The sequence below is a fragment of the Enterobacter sp. SST3 genome (assembly GCF_000286655.1).
Classification (GTDB): Bacteria; Pseudomonadota; Gammaproteobacteria; order Enterobacterales; family Enterobacteriaceae; genus Enterobacter; species Enterobacter roggenkampii.
Genome location: NZ_ALNS01000034.1, coordinates 58366 through 74520, shown reverse-complemented (window position 1 = coordinate 74520; position 16155 = coordinate 58366). Strand labels below are relative to the sequence as shown.

Genomic DNA, 16155 nt, shown 5'->3' with positions numbered 1-16155 from the left:
AGGTGCGGGGTTTTTTGCTTGGTGCGTCAGAAATCATGCCGGATGGCGGCTTCGCCTTATCCGGCCTACAAAACCTGTAGGCCCGGTAAGCGCAGCGCCACCGGGCATGGCAGACCGCACGATCCCACGGTAAAAAGAAGCAAGAATACTAAAGAAGGGATTTATAAACGCAGAAAAGCAAAAACCCAGCCATAGGCTGGGTTCTTTAAATAGTGGTGCCCGGACTCGGAATCGAACCAAGGACACGGGGATTTTCAATCCCCTGCTCTACCGACTGAGCTATCCGGGCAACGGAGCGCATTAAACCGCAATCGCGCCTTATCGTCAACATTATTTCGGGAAAAGCTGTTCAATTGCTTAACTTTGCGGCAATCTGATGGTTTACGCGTCGAATACGTCAAATTTAACAGGTTCGCTTACGTTAACGCCCCGCCCATACGGCACTGAGCAAAGCGCAGAATATCTTCCGCCAGTCGGTGCGCCGTATCCACATCGGCCTGGCTACGGTTCACCAGCATGCGGCTCAGGCAGCCCTCCAGCACCAGCTCCATCTGTTTCGCCACCATTGCCGGGTCATCCACTTCAAGACGGGTCAGCAGCTCGTGAGTGAAGTCATGCGCAGCCCGTTTTTGCTGCTCCGCCAACTGATGGACAGGATGGTCGGGATCGGGATAGAACGTACAGGCCGCAATAAACAGGCAGCCCGGATAGCGATTGTTGCTGACACATTCCGTCAGGGCGGTATAGCGCGCCAGCAGCTTTTGTTCCGCAGTCAGTTCTTCATTCAGCATCAGCTGCCTGCGCCAGATATCAACCTGCTGGCTGAGATAGCGCAGAGCATCATAAACGAGCGCCTCTTTATCCGGCCAGAAGCGCTTAAGATCATCCAGGGGGTAATCGATACGGTCGGCTACCATCTCAAGCGTGGTGCTGGCGATCCCATAAATCTCAAGTAATTGCAGGGCTTGTCCCAGTACGTCTTCACGTTGCACGGTTATCTCCTCCGCTATTCCCAACGGTATGTTCCGTTTAAAGTGTTGTTTACGGTTGGCGATTGCGCAAATGCGCGCTAAATGCCGCTGCATCCATAAACCCGGTTACACGCTGTTCTGGCTGCTCCTGACCCTGTTGATTGAAGAACAGAATGGTTGGCAGCCCGAGCACGTTAAGCTGCTTCAGCAGAGCCTTATCCTGCGCATTATTGGCGGTTACGTTCGCCTGGAGCAGAACCGTCTCTTTCAGGGCGTTTTGCACCTGTGGATCGCTAAAGGTGTATTTTTCAAACTCTTTACAGGCGACGCACCAGTCGGCATAGAGATCGAGCATCACCGGTTTGCCCTTCGCCTGCGCAAGCGCGCTGTTGAGCTCATCGACGTTCTTAATCTGCATAAAGTTCAAATGCGCCTGCGTCTGGCCGACCGGCGAGCCGAACGCCCAATCCTGCAGAGGACGCACGCTCACCAGCGCGGCGGCGAGCAGGAGAATTTGCACCAGGCGCATCCACGCTTTTTTGGCCCCCAGACTGACGATAAATGCCCAGGAGAAGAACGCTACGCCGAGCATCGCCCACAGGCGAGTGCCCCAGACGTCACCCGTAATGCGTTCCAGCAGAAACACCGGCAGCGCCAGAATCACAAAACCAAATGCGGTTTTCACCGTCTCCATCCACGGGCCGCTCTTCGGCAGCAGGCGGTTGCCAAAAACCGTGACCAGAATGAGCGGCAGGCCCATGCCCAGCGCATAAAGGTACAGCGTACCGCCGCCGAGCCACAGATTGCCGCTCTGGGCAATATAGAGCAGGATGGCGCTCAGCGGGGCAGTGGTGCAAGGGGAGCAAATCAGTCCGGCGATGGCCCCCATCATAAACACGCCGCCTGCCGAGCCTCCCTGCTGACGATTACTCATCAGCGTTAAGCGGGTTTGCAGAGCAGACGGTAACTGCAGCGTGAACAGGCCAAACATCGACAGTGCCAGCAGAATAAATATCGCCGACAGGCCAATCAGCACATAAGGGTGCTGAAGTGCGGCCTGGAACTGCAACCCGGCAGCGGCGACCACAAGGCCGAGCGCCGTGTAGGTCAGCGCCATACCCTGCACGTAAATAAAGGCCAGCAGCAGCGCGCGTGCGGTGGAAAGGCGCTGTTTGCCGCCCAGTACGATGCCAGAGATGAGCGGATACATCGGCAGCACGCAGGGGGTAAAGGCAATGCCAATGCCAATCAGTAAGGCCCACAGCGCGGAGAACGGAAGGTCAGCGGTATCCTCATGCTTCTCGCCTGAAGGAAGAGGGGAAATCGTGGGCGACGCTTTCACCTCACTAAGCGGAACCACCTTTGTTTCCGGCGGATAGCAGAATCCGGCATTCGCGCATCCCTGGTAGGTCACCGTCAGGGTCGCGCCTTTATCCGCCTGGTTCACCGTAACGGGCACGCTCAGGCGCTGGCGATAGATTTCGCTTTTGCCGTAAAACTCATCTTCATGCCACTCGCCAGCGGGCATTTGTAATGCGCCCACGCTGGCCTGAGCAGGCGTAATGCTCACCTGCTTGCGATAGAGGTAATAGCCCTCTTTCACCTGCCAGTTGAGCGTAAGGTCGTGCTGGTTTTGCTGGAAATCGAAAACAAACGCCCGATCGGCAGGAATGAAGTTCGAACGGCCGGGCGCGTCAAACAGCCCGGCAAAAACTGATGTGCTGCAAAGCAGCAGGATCAGCGTAAGGAAGCGTTGAGCCATGAGAGATAGTCGTTATCGCCATGAACCACTGGCAAGACCAGCAGTTCCGGGGTTTGGTAAGGATGATGAGATTTGAGGCAGTCCAGGAGTGCCTGCTGATTCGCCAGATTGGTTTTAAGCAACATCTGGACTTCGTACTCTTGCTCCAGCTTACCTTCCCAATAGTAAAGAGAGGTAGCGCCGGGGAGGAGCGTGACGCAGGCTGCCCGTTTTTCGGCCAGCACTTTGGCGGCGAGATCCTGGGCAGAAGCTTCATCAGGGGCGGTGCACAGTACGACAACGGCATCAGGCGTGTTCACAAGTCGACCTCCTCATCACGAAAGTCTTCACTATATCACGCAAGACGACTGGTCATTAATGAAACGGGCCGCTGAGCGGCCCGATTTTAACTATTTTTACAACGGCTAACCGTTTACAGCACAATGCCGCCGATGATAAAGCCGAGGACCACGCAAAGCGTAATCGCCACCACGCCCGGGATGAGGAACGCGTGGTTAAACACGTACTTACCGATACGGGTTGAGCCGGTGTCGTCCATCTCCACCGCCGCCAGCAGGGTTGGGTAGGTTGGCAATACGAACAGGGCAGAAACCGCCGCAAAAGAGGCAATTGCCGTCAGCGGCGTCACACCCAGCATCAGCGCCGCAGGCATCAGCGCTTTGGTGGTCGCCGCCTGGGAGTAAAGCAGGGTCGCCGCGAAGAACAGCACGACAGCCAGCAGCCACGGGTAGTTGTGCAGCAGGTCACCAGCGACGGTCTGGATATCACTGATGTGCGCTTTCACGAAGGTATCACCAAGCCACGCCACACCCAGTACGCACACGCAGGCGCTCATACCGGATTTGAAGGTGCTGGCGTTCAGCACTTCGCTGGTATCAATTTTACAGGTGATGCTAATCAGCGTCGCGATGGTCAGCATGAACACCACAATCGCTTCGTTACGCGGCAGGACCGGGTTCTGGATCAGCCCCACGGTATCGCTGATGGCGGTCGCATAGAACATGACGGCGACAATACCAATCAGGAACAGCAGCACGGAGCGTTTCGCATGTGGCTTCAGTTCGAAGACCTGGCTGCCGCGCAGGCTCACTTCACCTTTTGCCAGACGCTCCTGATAAACCGGATCGTCTTTCAGTTCAGCACCGAGGAAGTTACACAGCACGGCGGTAATCATCACCGCAATCAGCGTCACCGGAATGCAGATCGCCAGCAGCGTCAGGTAGCTCACGCCCATCGGCTCCAGGATACCGGCGAAGAAGACCACCGCCGCGGAAATCGGCGAGGCGGTAATCGCGATCTGGGACGCGACGACGGCAATAGAGAGCGGACGCGACGGACGGATGCCCTGTTCTTTCGCCACTTCGGTGATCACCGGCAGCGTGGAGAAAGCGGTGTGGCCAGTACCGGCGAGAATGGTCATAAACCAGGTCACCAGCGGAGCAAGGAAGGTTATGTATTTCGGGTGGCGGCGTAGCATGCGCTCCGCCAGGCTCACCAGGTAGTCCATACCGCCTGCCACCTGCATGGCGGCAATAGCGGCAATGACTGCCATGATGATTTCGATAACGTCGAACGGGATTGCGCCGGGTTTAATCTGAAAGATAAGGGTAAGAACGAGCACTCCAAGACCGCCGGCAAAACCGATGCCGATACCCCCGAGTCGTGCTCCCAAATAAATCGCCAACAAGACGATGACGAGTTCTGCTCCAAACATAAGGACCTGCCTTGCTTATTAACAAGTTGATATTGAATTGTTGTATTTTGGTAACGCCTAAAAAGAAAAAAGGCACGTCACAAGTGACGTGCCTTAAGAAGCCTAGCCTGAACGGTTACTGTTCGCTTTCATCGGTATATCGTTTCGCTTTATAGGCCGGGTGCATCAGGTTCTGGGCTGAGAAAATATCGTCCAGCTCGGCTTCGGTCAACAGCCCGCGTTCCAGCACCACTTCACGCACGCTCTTACCGGTTTCGGCGCAAATCTTACCGACGATGTCGCCGTTATGGTGCCCGATGAACGGGTTGAGGTAGGTGACGATCCCGATAGAGTTATAGACATAACCCTCGCAGACTTCTTTATTCGCCGTGATGCCGTTGATGCATTTTTCCAGCAGGTTGTAGCAGGCGTTGGTCAGAATGTGGATAGATTCAAACATCGCCTGGCCAATGACTGGCTCCATCACGTTCAGCTGCAGCTGACCCGCTTCAGAGGCCATGGTCACGGTCGTATCGTTACCGATGACTTTGAAGCAAACCTGATTCACTACTTCTGGCACGACCGGGTTCACCTTGGCTGGCATGATGGACGAACCTGCCTGCAGTTCTGGCAGGTTGATTTCGTTCAGGCCAGCGCGCGGGCCGGAAGAGAGCAGGCGCAGGTCGTTACAAATTTTGGACAGCTTCACCGCCAGACGTTTCAGCGCGCTGTGTACCATGACGTAGGCGCCGCAGTCGGAGGTCGCTTCAATCAGGTCTTCTGCAGGCACAACCGGCAGGTTGGACACTTCAGCCAGCTTCTGTACCGCCAGCTGCTGATAGCCATCCGGGGTGTTCAGACGCGTACCGATGGCGGTAGCGCCCAGGTTCACTTCCAGCAGCAGCTCGGAGGTGCGCAGCAGATTTTTGGTCTCTTCGTTCAGCAGTACGTTAAACGCGTGGAATTCCTGGCCGAGGGTCATCGGCACCGCATCCTGCAGCTGGGTACGACCCATTTTCAGAATGTCCTGGAACTCAACCGCTTTACGCTGGAAGCCATCACCCAGTTGGTTGATCGCATCCACCAGTTTCACCACGGAGGCATACACCGCGATACGGAAGCCGGTAGGGTACGCGTCGTTGGTGGACTGGCATTTGTTGACGTGGTCGTTCGGGTTCAGGTACTGGTATTCACCTTTCTGGTGACCCATCAGCTCCAGGCCAATGTTTGCCAGTACTTCGTTGGTATTCATGTTGACGGAGGTGCCCGCGCCGCCCTGATAGACGTCAACCGGGAACTGATCCATGCATTTGCCGTTGTTCAGCACTTCATCGCAGGCTGCGATAATCGCATTTGCCGCGCTTTTAGGAATGGTTTGCAGCTCTTTGTTGGCCAGGGCTGCGGCTTTCTTCACCATCACCATGCCACGAACAAACTCAGGGATGTCGCTGATTTTGCTGTTGCTGATGTAGAAGTTTTCAATCGCTCTCAGAGTGTGGACACCGTAGTAGGCATCCGCTGGAACTTCCCTGGTACCCAACAAGTCTTCTTCGATACGAATGTTGTTTAACATGTGAACCTTCTTTTCAAGCTGCCGATGGATTGTACTAAACGCACAGTATTTATGTGGTTTTGAATATTTTCTGACCGACGATTATTCCCTCAATCAGCCAGATGCTCGAGATCATATGCTGATGATAGCGAATTGCCGTAAGCTGGATCACTTATTATCGAGCCGATTCCATGATAATTATTAATCTGTGAAATGGGTCACCGCTTTAATATTTCCAAAAAAAATATCCGTGCAAACTGATTGAATTTTCGCTAACCGTCACCATCTCATACAAACGCGCGTCGCGAACACATTCAGACAGGGGCCGATGGCCTCTGCCACACAGGAGATGCCAGTGCGCTGGATACCGTTTATTGCTTTCTTTCTCTATGTTTACATTGAGATTTCCATTTTCATCCAGGTTGCCCATGTGCTGGGCGTCCTGCTGACGCTGATTCTGGTGATTTTCACCTCCGTCATCGGCATGTCGCTGGTGCGTAATCAGGGTTTCAAAAATTTCCTGATAATGCAGCAAAAGATGGCCGCAGGCGAAAGCCCGGCGGAAGAGATGATCAAAAGCGTGTCGTTGATTATTGCGGGGCTGCTGCTGATTCTGCCCGGGTTCTTCACCGACTTCCTCGGCCTTCTGCTGCTTCTGCCGCCGGTGCAAAAGCACCTGACCATGAAGCTGCTGCCGCATCTGCGCTTTAGCCGTATGCCGGGCGGTGGGTTCAGCACCGGGCCAGGCGACACGTTTGAAGGGGAGTATCAGCGTAAGGATGAACAGCACGACCGTCTGGATCACAAAGACGATCGGTGATTTTGTTGCCCGGTGGCGCTTCGTTTACCGGGCCTACTAAAGCGCCAGCCACAACACCGCCAGCATGACAATGGCGTACATACTTTTCCACCCCACCATTGCCAGCAACAGCAGGCACAGCAGCCCACCAACAAACGCCAGTGCTTTATAACGGCCTTTCAGCAGACGACAACCTGCCAGCATGCACAGCAGGTAGATCATGATGAAAATGCCATTGGCGTAGACGAGCAGCGTATCCAGATTGACCTTCAGGGCGTAAATGCACAGCGTACTCACCACGCAGCAGCCCAGTACGGCATTCAGGGCATTCAGCGGCAGCTGGCGTTTAGACAGCCGTGCGAGGCGGTTATCAGGTCTGTAAAGCGCCTGAGACCACACCAGACGGGCAAAGCTCTGGATATAAATGTTAAGGCTGGCAAAACAGGCCAGATAGCCGATAACGCAGGCGATCCACAGCGCCTTCACACCAAACAGTTCAACCACGATACCCGGCAGCGATGCCGCGGCGGCGAGATCGGCTCCGAAAGCCTTGAAGTGCAACACCAGCACGGTACACGCCCAGTACACCGTGCCTGCCAGCAGCAGGCCGATCATCAGTGCGCGGGGGAAATCACGTTCAGGCTGCTTAAATTCCGACGCCAGATGGGCAAAGGCTTCCAGACCGACAAAACACCAGAACATGACGGAGAGCGCGGCAAAAAGCTGTGAGTGGTCGACGTCTGTCACGGCCGGGAAGGGAATCTCTTTTACGGTGATATCGCCCGCCCACCAGATAGCGGCAACGAGCGCGACAATCAGCACCGCAACCAGTGTCTGCAGGTTGGCGCTGGAGCGGGCTCCGCGTGAACCCACCCACCAGACGATAGCCAGCGTACCCAGTTCGGCCAACAGCAACTGCTCGTCATGCCAGCCAAACAGCGCCTGGCCAAAGCCGGTTGCAATGTGCAGCGCCGCAGGAAGCCCAACCGGAATAACGGAGAGAAACAGCCAGCCGGTCACACGCTCCAGTCGCGGGCCAAATGCCAGCCCGACAAAATGCGCCACGCCGCCCGCGCTGGGGAAATGCCGCCCCAGGATGGCAAACACAATGGCAATCGGGAAAACCAATACAATCAGAACGGGCCACGCCCACAGACTGTTATTTCCGGCTACCAGTGCCGCCAGTGCAGGTACGGCGAACACGCCCGTTCCTAACAAGGAGGTTGAGAGCAGGCCGACGCCCTGCGCCAGCCCCAACTCCTGCTTGAGTCCACTCATTGACATCGTCCTGCCAATTCCAAAAGAGAGGCGATGGTAACACTTTCGCAAAATTTTTTTTCAACTCCCCCTTGAAGGGGTAAAAAGCTATCCCCATCTCTCAGGGCACTAGTCGGAAAACCGCATGCGGGCCGGCGTCATCCATAACTGATAATGACTTTCTCAAAGGAGAGCTATCAATGAGTATTCGTCCGTTACATGATCGTGTGATCGTCAAACGTAAAGAAGTTGAAACCAAGTCTGCTGGCGGCATCGTTCTGACCGGTTCTGCAGCAGCCAAATCAACGCGTGGCGAAATCATCGCTGTCGGTAAGGGCCGCATCCTGGAAAACGGAACTGTGCAGCCACTGGACGTTAAAGTTGGTGACATCGTAATTTTCAACGATGGCTACGGCGTGAAATCCGAGAAGATCGACAATGAAGAAGTGTTGATCATGTCCGAGAGCGACATTCTGGCAATTGTTGAAGCGTAATTTACGCACGAGAATTTGAGGAAATAAGAACATGGCAGCTAAAGACGTAAAATTCGGTAACGACGCTCGTGTAAAAATGCTCCGCGGCGTAAACGTACTGGCAGATGCAGTTAAAGTGACCCTGGGCCCGAAAGGCCGTAACGTAGTGCTGGATAAATCCTTCGGCGCGCCAACCATCACCAAAGACGGTGTTTCTGTAGCACGTGAAATCGAGCTGGAAGACAAGTTCGAAAACATGGGCGCGCAGATGGTGAAAGAAGTGGCCTCTAAAGCGAACGACGCTGCAGGCGACGGTACCACCACCGCGACCGTTCTGGCGCAGGCCATCATCACCGAAGGTCTGAAAGCCGTTGCGGCGGGCATGAACCCAATGGATCTGAAACGTGGTATCGACAAAGCTGTCGCCTCCGCTGTGGAAGAACTGAAAGCGCTGTCCGTACCGTGCTCTGACTCTAAAGCGATTGCTCAGGTTGGTACCATCTCCGCTAACTCCGACGAAACCGTAGGTAAACTGATCGCGGAAGCGATGGACAAAGTCGGTAAAGAAGGCGTGATCACCGTTGAAGACGGTACCGGTCTGGAAGACGAACTGGACGTGGTTGAAGGTATGCAGTTCGACCGCGGTTACCTGTCCCCATACTTCATCAACAAGCCAGAGACTGGCGCTGTTGAGCTGGAAAGCCCGTTCATCCTGCTGGCTGACAAAAAAATCTCCAACATCCGCGAAATGCTGCCAGTGCTGGAAGCCGTTGCGAAAGCAGGCAAGCCGCTGGTTATCATCGCTGAAGATGTTGAAGGCGAAGCGCTGGCGACCCTGGTGGTTAACACCATGCGCGGCATCGTGAAAGTGGCTGCGGTTAAAGCACCAGGCTTCGGCGATCGTCGTAAAGCAATGCTGCAGGATATCGCTACCCTGACCGGCGGTACCGTGATCTCTGAAGAGATCGGTATGGAGCTGGAAAAAGCGACCCTGGAAGACCTGGGCCAGGCAAAACGCGTTGTGATCAACAAAGACACCACCACCATCATTGATGGCGTGGGTGAAGAAGCCGCTATTCAGGGCCGCGTAGGTCAGATCCGTAAGCAGATCGAAGAAGCGACTTCCGATTACGACCGTGAAAAACTGCAGGAGCGCGTAGCGAAACTGGCAGGCGGCGTTGCGGTAATCAAAGTCGGTGCTGCGACCGAAGTTGAAATGAAAGAGAAAAAAGCACGCGTTGACGATGCCCTGCACGCAACCCGTGCTGCGGTAGAAGAAGGTGTGGTTGCGGGTGGTGGCGTTGCGCTGGTGCGCGTTGCCGCTAAACTGGCTGGCCTGACCGCTCAGAACGAAGACCAGAACGTGGGTATCAAAGTTGCGCTGCGCGCAATGGAAGCGCCTCTGCGTCAGATCGTGTCTAACGCCGGTGAAGAGCCATCTGTGGTAGCAAACAAGGTGAAAGCGGGCGAAGGTAACTACGGTTACAACGCGGCAACTGAAGAATACGGCAACATGATCGACTTCGGTATCCTGGACCCAACTAAAGTGACCCGTTCTGCTCTGCAGTACGCGGCCTCTGTTGCTGGTCTGATGATCACCACCGAGTGCATGGTGACCGACCTGCCTAAAGGCGATGCGCCTGACTTAGGTGCTGCTGGCATGGGCGGCATGGGTGGAATGGGCGGCATGATGTAATCATGTTGTTCTGAACCTCTCAGAACGAACCCCGGGCAGAAATGCCCGGGGTTTTTTATTGGGTGCTATTCGAAAGTGCCTTTGACGCACACGGCACCTTCACGCACCATCTGGCGGCCTTTGGCCCAGACCTCGCGAATCTTCAGATCGTCCGTCAGCACCAGAAAATCGGCATCGCATCCGGGCGCGAGCCGCCCCTTATGCTCCAGCCCGAGAAACGCCGCCACGTTTCGCGTAAAGGGAAGAAGCGCCTCTTCCAGCGGCAGCTGATGCCGGCTGACCAGCTGCTGCAGCGTTTCGAGCAGGGATTCGAACCCCGCCACGCCCATCCCCACCAGATTGCCGCTCTCATCAAATTTCGGCTGGCTGCCGTTGCCGTCCGAACTGAGCGTAAGCCGGTTAAACGGCACCTGCGCCTCGCGGCCCATCACGATGGCGCTGGCGGCGTCAATCGGTTCACTGATGCTGGTCGTGATGTCGATAAAGCCGCCTTCGCGGGCATAGCTCAGCGCGGCAAGGAACAGCGCCCGGGCGCGGTTTACGTGCGTTGGCAGCAGTTTCACGCGGGGAACGTCGGCGTTATTCAGGATGCTAAATAGCGGCTCCAGCAGCTTTGGGCTGTTGCCGAGGTGAAACACGGAAATGCCCGCTTTGGCACCCAACAGCCCGCCTACGCGTGACTGGGCAGCCATACTGGCGAGCTGGTCCTCGGCTGGCGCGGAAGAACGATGGTCAGAGATCGCGCATTTCACGCCAATGATTTTATCAATCAGCGCCACATCCTTTTCGATGCTGCCGGTAATCGTCGGAGAAGGCAGCCCGTATGCGCCTGTCAGCATCCACGCGCTGATCCCTTCATGCTCAAGCGCCCGCGTTTTTGCCAGCAGCGATTCAGGATGCCGGGTCACGCCGTCGGTGCCGAGCAGGCCAACAACCGAGGTGATGCCTGCGGCCACAAGTGCAGACAGGCGAACCTCTGGCGTGCGGGTGTGAGGGCCCGCCTCGCCGCCGCCACCGATCAAATGCACATGCTGGTCGATAAACCCCGGGCAAACCACCGCCCCAGCCAGATCGCTTTCCGGGCAGTCTGGCCTCGTTGTTCCGTGGTTCGCTTTTTCGATCGCCACGATTTTTCCCGCAGCGATCAGCAGATCGCAACGTCCCTTATCCTCCGGGGCGTAGAGATGTGCGTTGCGGAAAAGGTGAGGGTTCAGCACTGAAAAATCCATTTTTATCTCCTCAGAAGAGTAGCTGCATCACCCACATTGAGAGCAGGGCATTAATGACACAAAGAGTAATAATATGCGGATAATATTTCGGGTTTACGCCGGCGGTACCCAGGCAGCGGCCGGTGTTTTGCACCGGATTGCCCATCAGATAGATGGCGGGCAGCAGGATGGTGGCATCGTGGCCGTTGAGCGTGCCGGCGGCGACCAGGCTGGCGCAGACGCCCACGCCGCCGCCCATACTCATCACCGAGGCCAAAAGAACCGTTGCCGCCGCACCCGGAAGGCCCCACAGCGCCATAATTGGCTCGCATATCTTGCCGACAATATCCAGCAGGCCGGTGACCTTGAGCGCCTGAATGATGACAAACGCCATGACGACGTTCGGCAAGAGGCTGGTGGTGGCGATGGTAAAGCCGCGCCGGGCGCCGTCAATAAACAGATCCATGATATTTTTACGCGGCTGGGCGATCATGTTCTTCCTCCTGAAGATGACGATTTTCCATGTGGGCGATCCACAGGCGCAGGACGTTCGCACCAACGAATTTAAACACCAGAATAACGGCCAGCGGCGTAATCACCGGGATGGTGATAACGGTGAAGAGCGCGGCACCGGAAGAAAAATAGTTGGTAATGATGGCGCTACCGCTGGTCTGAAAGGTGGCGAAAATAGCACGCTCCTGGTCCGTAATCGCGCCTTCATCGGTTAACTCTTTGGTCATCCCTGCCGCCGCATCGGTGTTTTGCAGGTTGGCTATCAGCGCCAGGGAGCAAACGCCCGGCACACCCAGCAGCGGACGTAAAATGGGGGTCATAAGCTGCTGTGCGGCACGCAGCCCGCCCAGACCTTCGGTGACGGCGATGATACCAAGCGATAAAATGACCGAGGGAGCCAGCTCAAGGGCAAAGAGGAAACCGTCTTTCGCCCCCGTTCCGCCCGTTCCGCGAAACGTCAGAGCGCCGTTGACCGGGCCAAAGCTGCCGTTTAAGACGGTAAAATCCAGCACGCGCCACCATTCGGTGCTTTTGGCGAAAAAGCCCGAGAAAAAAACGATGGTAAGTACAAACGCCACATAACCCACCCATGTCACTTTTTCCTCTCCTGAGGATGATGCACTCATAAAACCTCCTTTTTTAGTCGCGTACAAAAGTTGTACGTTGCATCACTAAAAACGATCGGGGGCTAAAACACGATATCCCAAAGGTTATTATCAGAATTCATTTAAGATGTCGGAGGAGTGCCTCGCGGAATCTGGCTCGCAGAAATGCGCGGGGGTTTTTCTTTTAGTCATCTTTTAGGTATAAGATTTACACACGGACAATTACTGTCCAGCTTATTGAAAACGAGGAATAACATGCGCGTAAAAGTCTGTGCAGGGATTGTAGGGGCAGCACTGCTGCTGGCGGGTTGTAGCTCCAGCAATGAGCTGTCGGCAGCGGGCCAGGGCGTTCGCTTTGTGGAAGATAAGCCTGGCAGTGAATGCCAGCTGTTAGGCACGGCAACCGGTGAACAAAGTAACTGGATGTCGGGTCAGCACGGTGAGGAAGGCGGTTCTATGCGCGGAGCGGCGAATGCCCTGCGTAATCAGGCTGCGGCAATGGGCGGCAACGTGATTTACGGCGTAAGTAGCCCAACGCAGAGTATGCTGTCCAGCTTCGTGCCGACCGCCAGCCAGATGACGGGCCAGGTCTATAAGTGCCCGAACTGATGTAATGTGCTAATGGCGCTGCGCCCGGCCCTGTAGGGCGGGTAAGCGTAGCGCCACCTGCCTTTTTAGTGCTGCCGCAGCTGCAAATCGAGCGGCGTCTTGCTCGGCTCTCCGCCAATCTCGCGTGCCAGCTTCGGCACCATATAGCCTGAAACCAGCGTTAACAGTTCGCGCATAATCTGCCGGGCTTCTTCATCCGTCACCATGAAATGCGCCGCGCCCTGAACGCGATCCAGCACGTGCAGGTAATACGGCATCACGCCCGCATCAAACAGGGCATTGCTCAGATCGGCCAGCACGCGGGCGCTGTCATTCACGCCGCGCAGCAGCACGCTCTGGTTCAGCAGCGTCACGCCCGCTTTACGCAGTCGCGCCATCGCCGCGCGAAACGCATCGTCAATTTCGTTCGCATGGTTAATATGATTCACCAGCAGCACCTGCAGGCGGGATTGCTCCAGGCGTGCCACAAGGCCGTCGGTGATACGTGCCGGAATAACAATCGGTAAGCGGCTATGAATGCGCAGGCGCTTAATGTGCGGGATGGCTTCAAGCTGAGTCAGCAGCCAGTCCAGCTCATGATCTTTCGCCATCAACGGGTCACCGCCGGAAAAAATAATCTCATCCAGCTCCGGATGGGCGGCGATATAGTCCAGCGCGACCTGCCAGTTGCGTTTATTGCCCTGGTTTTCGGCATAGGGGAAGTGCCGACGGAAGCAATAACGACAATTTACCGCACAGCCGCCTTTTACCAGCAGCAGGGCGCGGTTGAGATACTTGTGCAGTAAACCCGGCACCACGCTGTTCTGCTCTTCCAGCGGATCGGTGCTGTATCCCGGCGCAGTAATGAATTCATCCTGCGAAGTAAGCGTTTGTTTTAATAGCGGATCGTCGGGGTTGCCTTTCTCCATCCGCGCCACAAACGCACGGGGAACGCGCAGGGCGAAAAGGCGCTTTGCCTCGCGGCCTGCAAGCAACTCTGGGTGCTGATCGAGGTCTAAAAGACGCAGCAATTCATCAGGACTGGTGATTACATCGGCAAGTTGCGATAACCAATCTTCTCTGGACGGGGTGTTTAGGGTTACAATATGCGCCATTTTGTGGCTTAGCTACCAGTTAACAAATTTAGAGGGCCTTATGGCAACGTACTATAGCAACGATTTTCGTGCTGGTCTTAAAATCATGATGGACGGCGAACCGTACGCGGTTGAAGCCAGCGAATTCGTTAAACCAGGTAAAGGCCAGGCATTCGCACGCGTTAAGCTGCGCCGTCTGCTGACCGGTACCCGTGTTGAGAAAACCTTCAAGTCTACTGACTCTGCTGAAGGCGCTGATGTTGTTGATATGAACCTGACCTATCTGTACAACGATGGCGAGTTCTGGCATTTCATGAACAACTCCACTTTCGAACAGCTATCTGCTGATGAGAAAGCGGTAGGTGACAGCGCTAAATGGCTGCTGGATCAGGCTGAGTGCATCGTGACCCTGTGGAACGGCCAGCCTATCGCAGTGACCCCACCAAACTTCGTAGAACTGGAAATCGTTGAAACCGATCCAGGTCTGAAGGGTGATACCGCAGGTACCGGCGGTAAGCCAGCCAAACTGTCTACCGGCGCAGTGGTGAAAGTGCCACTGTTCGTACAGACTGGCGAAGTGATCAAAGTGGATACCCGCTCCGGCGAATACGTATCCCGCGTGAAGTAATTTACGTATGATTGAAGGCGCAGCGCCCGCTGCGCCCGATTTTTTGCAGGCAGGGATGATGAAACGTACCGTTAAAATTCTGCTTCTGTTAGCGCTCTCCAGTGCATTGCTTTCTGGCTGTAACACCACGCGTGGAATGGGACAAGATATCCAGGATCTGGGTCATATCATTTCTCACGCCGCCAGCTAAGTTCGTCTAATTTTCCTAAAAATGCTTCCTCTTCCGTCAACCGGCGGGATTTTGTCTATTCTTAAGTTGCTATACACAAAACAACTTTGGCTATAAAAGGAAGATATTATGGTTAAGAAGACAATTGCAGCGATCTTTTCAGTCCTGGTACTTTCTTCAGTGTTAACGGCATGTAATACCACGCGTGGCGTCGGTCAGGATATTTCTGAAGGTGGTAGCGCAATCTCTGGTGCGGCAACAAAAGCTCAGCAGTAATGAATAAACGGTACGGGACCAGCCGGGTTTCGTACCGTCAGCTTTCTGATTCCTGCAGGGATAAGAACGGAGAAAATCGCGTATCCATATGTAATTTCATGCGGATATTGCGTTTATAGGTATAAACCGTTTTTCCGTTGATGCTCAGGTGAGCGGCAATTTTTTGATTGCTCGCGCCGTCCATCCATAATGTCAGCACCTTCTCTTCCTGTCGGGTCAGCAAAGGGGCTGCCGCCGTTGGCCTGTCAGCGCTGGCGCGCGAAATTAACGCATCGTTGATAACCGTTGCCACCTCTTCGAGACTGGCGTTTTTCAACAGTGACGACCACACCGGGAACTTCCCAAGCCAGTCGGTCATGCCGCTGTCCTCTCCCGACTGCAGTAAAATAAACGGTAAGCGTTCACTGGCGTTAAGCAGAGAAGAGAGCTGCTGAAAATGGTGAATATCCTGCCTGAAGCCGTACAGGTCAGCGATGACCAGCGCAGGTTTCCATTGCAGAATGTGTTCTCTGGCAAGAAACAGATTATTCAGCCCGGTCACAACGTAGTGTCCCGGGAACAAACCGGAATGATTGAGCCATGCCTCAAACCCCGCGCGGGTGAAGTGACAACGGTCAATCAAAAGAATTTTGAACATATTTTATTCGCAGTCGGCTAGTGGTTTGGCTTCCTGCCATCAGAAAGCACATCATCATAGAGAAGTCGGATGAGTGCTAAAAGCCGGAACTCCGCGCCATACTGCGGCTATTTCTTGCCTTAACGTGTTCAGCAAAAAAGGATTGAAAAAAAATAGCACGCTAACCACAATAGGTGGCGTAATCTCTGCCTTACGGGACGACCCGTAAGCGTTTCTTTCACCGGGGACGGCCCC

Annotated in this window: 19 protein-coding genes and 1 tRNA gene; 8 read left to right on the top strand and 12 right to left on the bottom strand. The window is 55.0% G+C overall.

Features of this window, described 5'->3' with window-relative positions; genetic code table 11:
• On the top strand, positions 1–195 hold a 195-nt coding region (locus B498_RS23425; RefSeq protein WP_237716811.1), incomplete at its 5' end, for a hypothetical protein.
• A gap of 18 nt (positions 196–213) precedes the next feature.
• Here the strand turns inward: B498_RS23425 and B498_RS03080 are convergent.
• The 6 genes from B498_RS03080 to aspA all read right to left on the bottom strand — a co-directional run bounded on the left by B498_RS03080 (position 214) and on the right by aspA (position 5999).
• Positions 214–289, bottom strand: a tRNA-Phe gene (locus tag B498_RS03080).
• 127 nt (positions 290–416) lie between these two features.
• Complete coding sequence (locus B498_RS03085) at positions 417–992, bottom strand: transcriptional regulator (RefSeq protein WP_008502952.1); 576 nt, start codon at positions 990–992, stop codon at positions 417–419.
• A 49-nt stretch (positions 993–1041) separates the two neighbouring features.
• Complete coding sequence (locus tag B498_RS03090) at positions 1042–2733, bottom strand: protein-disulfide reductase DsbD (protein ID WP_008502951.1); 1692 nt, start codon at positions 2731–2733, stop codon at positions 1042–1044.
• A complete protein-coding gene (gene cutA / locus B498_RS03095; RefSeq protein WP_008502950.1) occupies positions 2709–3032 on the bottom strand; it encodes a divalent cation tolerance protein CutA in 324 nt (107 codons plus the stop codon). The genes B498_RS03090 and cutA overlap by 25 nt, the downstream gene beginning before the upstream one ends.
• A gap of 113 nt (positions 3033–3145) precedes the next feature.
• Positions 3146–4447 (bottom strand): anaerobic C4-dicarboxylate transporter, encoded by a 1302-nt coding sequence (locus B498_RS03100; RefSeq protein WP_008502949.1) that lies wholly within the window; start codon positions 4445–4447, stop codon positions 3146–3148.
• A 115-nt stretch (positions 4448–4562) separates the two neighbouring features.
• Entirely contained in the window at positions 4563–5999 is a 1437-nt protein-coding gene (aspA, locus tag B498_RS03105; RefSeq protein ID WP_003855923.1) for an aspartate ammonia-lyase, read from the bottom strand.
• Between the two features lie 334 nt (positions 6000–6333).
• Here aspA and B498_RS03110 point away from each other — a divergent pair, with 334 nt between their 5' ends.
• A complete protein-coding gene (locus B498_RS03110) occupies positions 6334–6798 on the top strand; it encodes an FxsA family protein (RefSeq protein WP_023616652.1) in 465 nt (154 codons plus the stop codon).
• A 36-nt stretch (positions 6799–6834) separates the two neighbouring features.
• Here the strand turns inward: B498_RS03110 and yjeH are convergent, their stop codons facing one another.
• Positions 6835–8055 carry an L-methionine/branched-chain amino acid transporter gene (yjeH, locus tag B498_RS03115; protein WP_008502947.1) on the bottom strand — a complete coding sequence of 407 codons (1221 nt, stop codon included), beginning with the start codon at positions 8053–8055 and terminating at the stop codon, positions 6835–6837.
• A gap of 179 nt (positions 8056–8234) precedes the next feature.
• Between yjeH and B498_RS03120 the strand changes: the two genes are divergently transcribed.
• Both B498_RS03120 and groL read left to right on the top strand, forming a co-directional pair.
• Entirely contained in the window at positions 8235–8528 is a 294-nt protein-coding gene (locus B498_RS03120; RefSeq protein WP_003855929.1) for a co-chaperone GroES, read from the top strand.
• A gap of 31 nt (positions 8529–8559) precedes the next feature.
• The gene (gene groL / locus B498_RS03125; RefSeq protein WP_008502946.1) at positions 8560–10203 is read left to right on the top strand and encodes a chaperonin GroEL; all 1644 of its coding nucleotides are present in this window, start codon (positions 8560–8562) and stop codon (positions 10201–10203) included.
• 65 nt (positions 10204–10268) lie between these two features.
• On the opposite strand, the gene iadA is transcribed toward groL, so the two are convergent.
• Genes iadA through B498_RS03140 form a run of 3 tightly spaced genes read right to left on the bottom strand, consistent with a single transcriptional unit; the run spans position 10269 to position 12550 of the window.
• Positions 10269–11432, bottom strand: coding sequence for a beta-aspartyl-peptidase (gene iadA / locus B498_RS03130; RefSeq protein WP_008502945.1), 1164 nt, complete (start codon positions 11430–11432; stop codon positions 10269–10271).
• Between the two features lie 10 nt (positions 11433–11442).
• Positions 11443–11904 (bottom strand): YjiG family protein, encoded by a 462-nt coding sequence (locus B498_RS03135; protein WP_008502944.1) that lies wholly within the window; start codon positions 11902–11904, stop codon positions 11443–11445.
• Positions 11885–12550 carry a nucleoside recognition domain-containing protein gene (locus B498_RS03140; RefSeq protein ID WP_008502943.1) on the bottom strand — a complete coding sequence of 222 codons (666 nt, stop codon included), beginning with the start codon at positions 12548–12550 and terminating at the stop codon, positions 11885–11887. Before B498_RS03140 ends, B498_RS03135 begins: the two co-directional genes overlap by 20 nt.
• 234 nt (positions 12551–12784) lie before the next feature.
• On the opposite strand from B498_RS03140, the gene B498_RS03145 reads away from it, so the two are divergent.
• Positions 12785–13138, top strand: coding sequence for a DUF4156 domain-containing protein (locus B498_RS03145; protein WP_008502942.1), 354 nt, complete (start codon positions 12785–12787; stop codon positions 13136–13138).
• Between the two features lie 65 nt (positions 13139–13203).
• Here B498_RS03145 and epmB read toward each other — a convergent pair whose 3' ends face one another.
• Complete coding sequence (gene epmB, locus B498_RS03150; RefSeq protein ID WP_008502941.1) at positions 13204–14232, bottom strand: EF-P beta-lysylation protein EpmB; 1029 nt, start codon at positions 14230–14232, stop codon at positions 13204–13206.
• Between the two features lie 40 nt (positions 14233–14272).
• Here epmB and efp point away from each other — a divergent pair, with 40 nt between their 5' ends.
• The 3 genes from efp (at position 14273) to ecnB (ending at position 15284) form a co-directional block, all read left to right on the top strand.
• Entirely contained in the window at positions 14273–14839 is a 567-nt protein-coding gene (gene efp, locus B498_RS03155) for an elongation factor P (protein ID WP_008502940.1), read from the top strand.
• Between the two features lie 58 nt (positions 14840–14897).
• Positions 14898–15029, top strand: a complete 132-nt coding sequence (locus tag B498_RS0121705) for an entericidin A/B family lipoprotein (protein WP_024907352.1) — start codon at positions 14898–14900, stop codon at positions 15027–15029.
• Positions 15030–15137: 108 nt separating this feature from the next.
• Entirely contained in the window at positions 15138–15284 is a 147-nt protein-coding gene (gene ecnB / locus B498_RS0121700) for a lipoprotein toxin entericidin B (protein ID WP_003025482.1), read from the top strand.
• A 37-nt stretch (positions 15285–15321) separates the two neighbouring features.
• Here the strand turns inward: ecnB and B498_RS03160 are convergent, their stop codons facing one another.
• Entirely contained in the window at positions 15322–15921 is a 600-nt protein-coding gene (locus B498_RS03160) for a helix-turn-helix transcriptional regulator (protein WP_008502939.1), read from the bottom strand.
• Positions 15922–16155 lie beyond the last annotated feature (234 nt).

Coding starts and splice junctions, on each gene's coding strand:
- B498_RS03160 (WP_008502939.1), bottom strand. CDS start 15,921: ATGTTCAAAATTCTTTTGATTGACCGTTGTCACTTCACCCGCGCGGGG.
- aspA (WP_003855923.1), bottom strand. CDS start 5,999: ATGTTAAACAACATTCGTATCGAAGAAGACTTGTTGGGTACCAGGGAA.
- yjeH (WP_008502947.1), bottom strand. CDS start 8,055: ATGAGTGGACTCAAGCAGGAGTTGGGGCTGGCGCAGGGCGTCGGCCTG.
- efp (WP_008502940.1), top strand. CDS start 14,273: ATGGCAACGTACTATAGCAACGATTTTCGTGCTGGTCTTAAAATCATG.
- B498_RS0121705 (WP_024907352.1), top strand. CDS start 14,898: ATGAAACGTACCGTTAAAATTCTGCTTCTGTTAGCGCTCTCCAGTGCA.
- B498_RS03120 (WP_003855929.1), top strand. CDS start 8,235: ATGAGTATTCGTCCGTTACATGATCGTGTGATCGTCAAACGTAAAGAA.
- B498_RS03135 (WP_008502944.1), bottom strand. CDS start 11,904: ATGATCGCCCAGCCGCGTAAAAATATCATGGATCTGTTTATTGACGGC.
- B498_RS03140 (WP_008502943.1), bottom strand. CDS start 12,550: ATGAGTGCATCATCCTCAGGAGAGGAAAAAGTGACATGGGTGGGTTAT.
- B498_RS03090 (WP_008502951.1), bottom strand. CDS start 2,733: ATGGCTCAACGCTTCCTTACGCTGATCCTGCTGCTTTGCAGCACATCA.
- groL (WP_008502946.1), top strand. CDS start 8,560: ATGGCAGCTAAAGACGTAAAATTCGGTAACGACGCTCGTGTAAAAATG.
- B498_RS03100 (WP_008502949.1), bottom strand. CDS start 4,447: ATGTTTGGAGCAGAACTCGTCATCGTCTTGTTGGCGATTTATTTGGGA.
- B498_RS03145 (WP_008502942.1), top strand. CDS start 12,785: ATGCGCGTAAAAGTCTGTGCAGGGATTGTAGGGGCAGCACTGCTGCTG.
- epmB (WP_008502941.1), bottom strand. CDS start 14,232: ATGGCGCATATTGTAACCCTAAACACCCCGTCCAGAGAAGATTGGTTA.
- iadA (WP_008502945.1), bottom strand. CDS start 11,432: ATGGATTTTTCAGTGCTGAACCCTCACCTTTTCCGCAACGCACATCTC.
- ecnB (WP_003025482.1), top strand. CDS start 15,138: ATGGTTAAGAAGACAATTGCAGCGATCTTTTCAGTCCTGGTACTTTCT.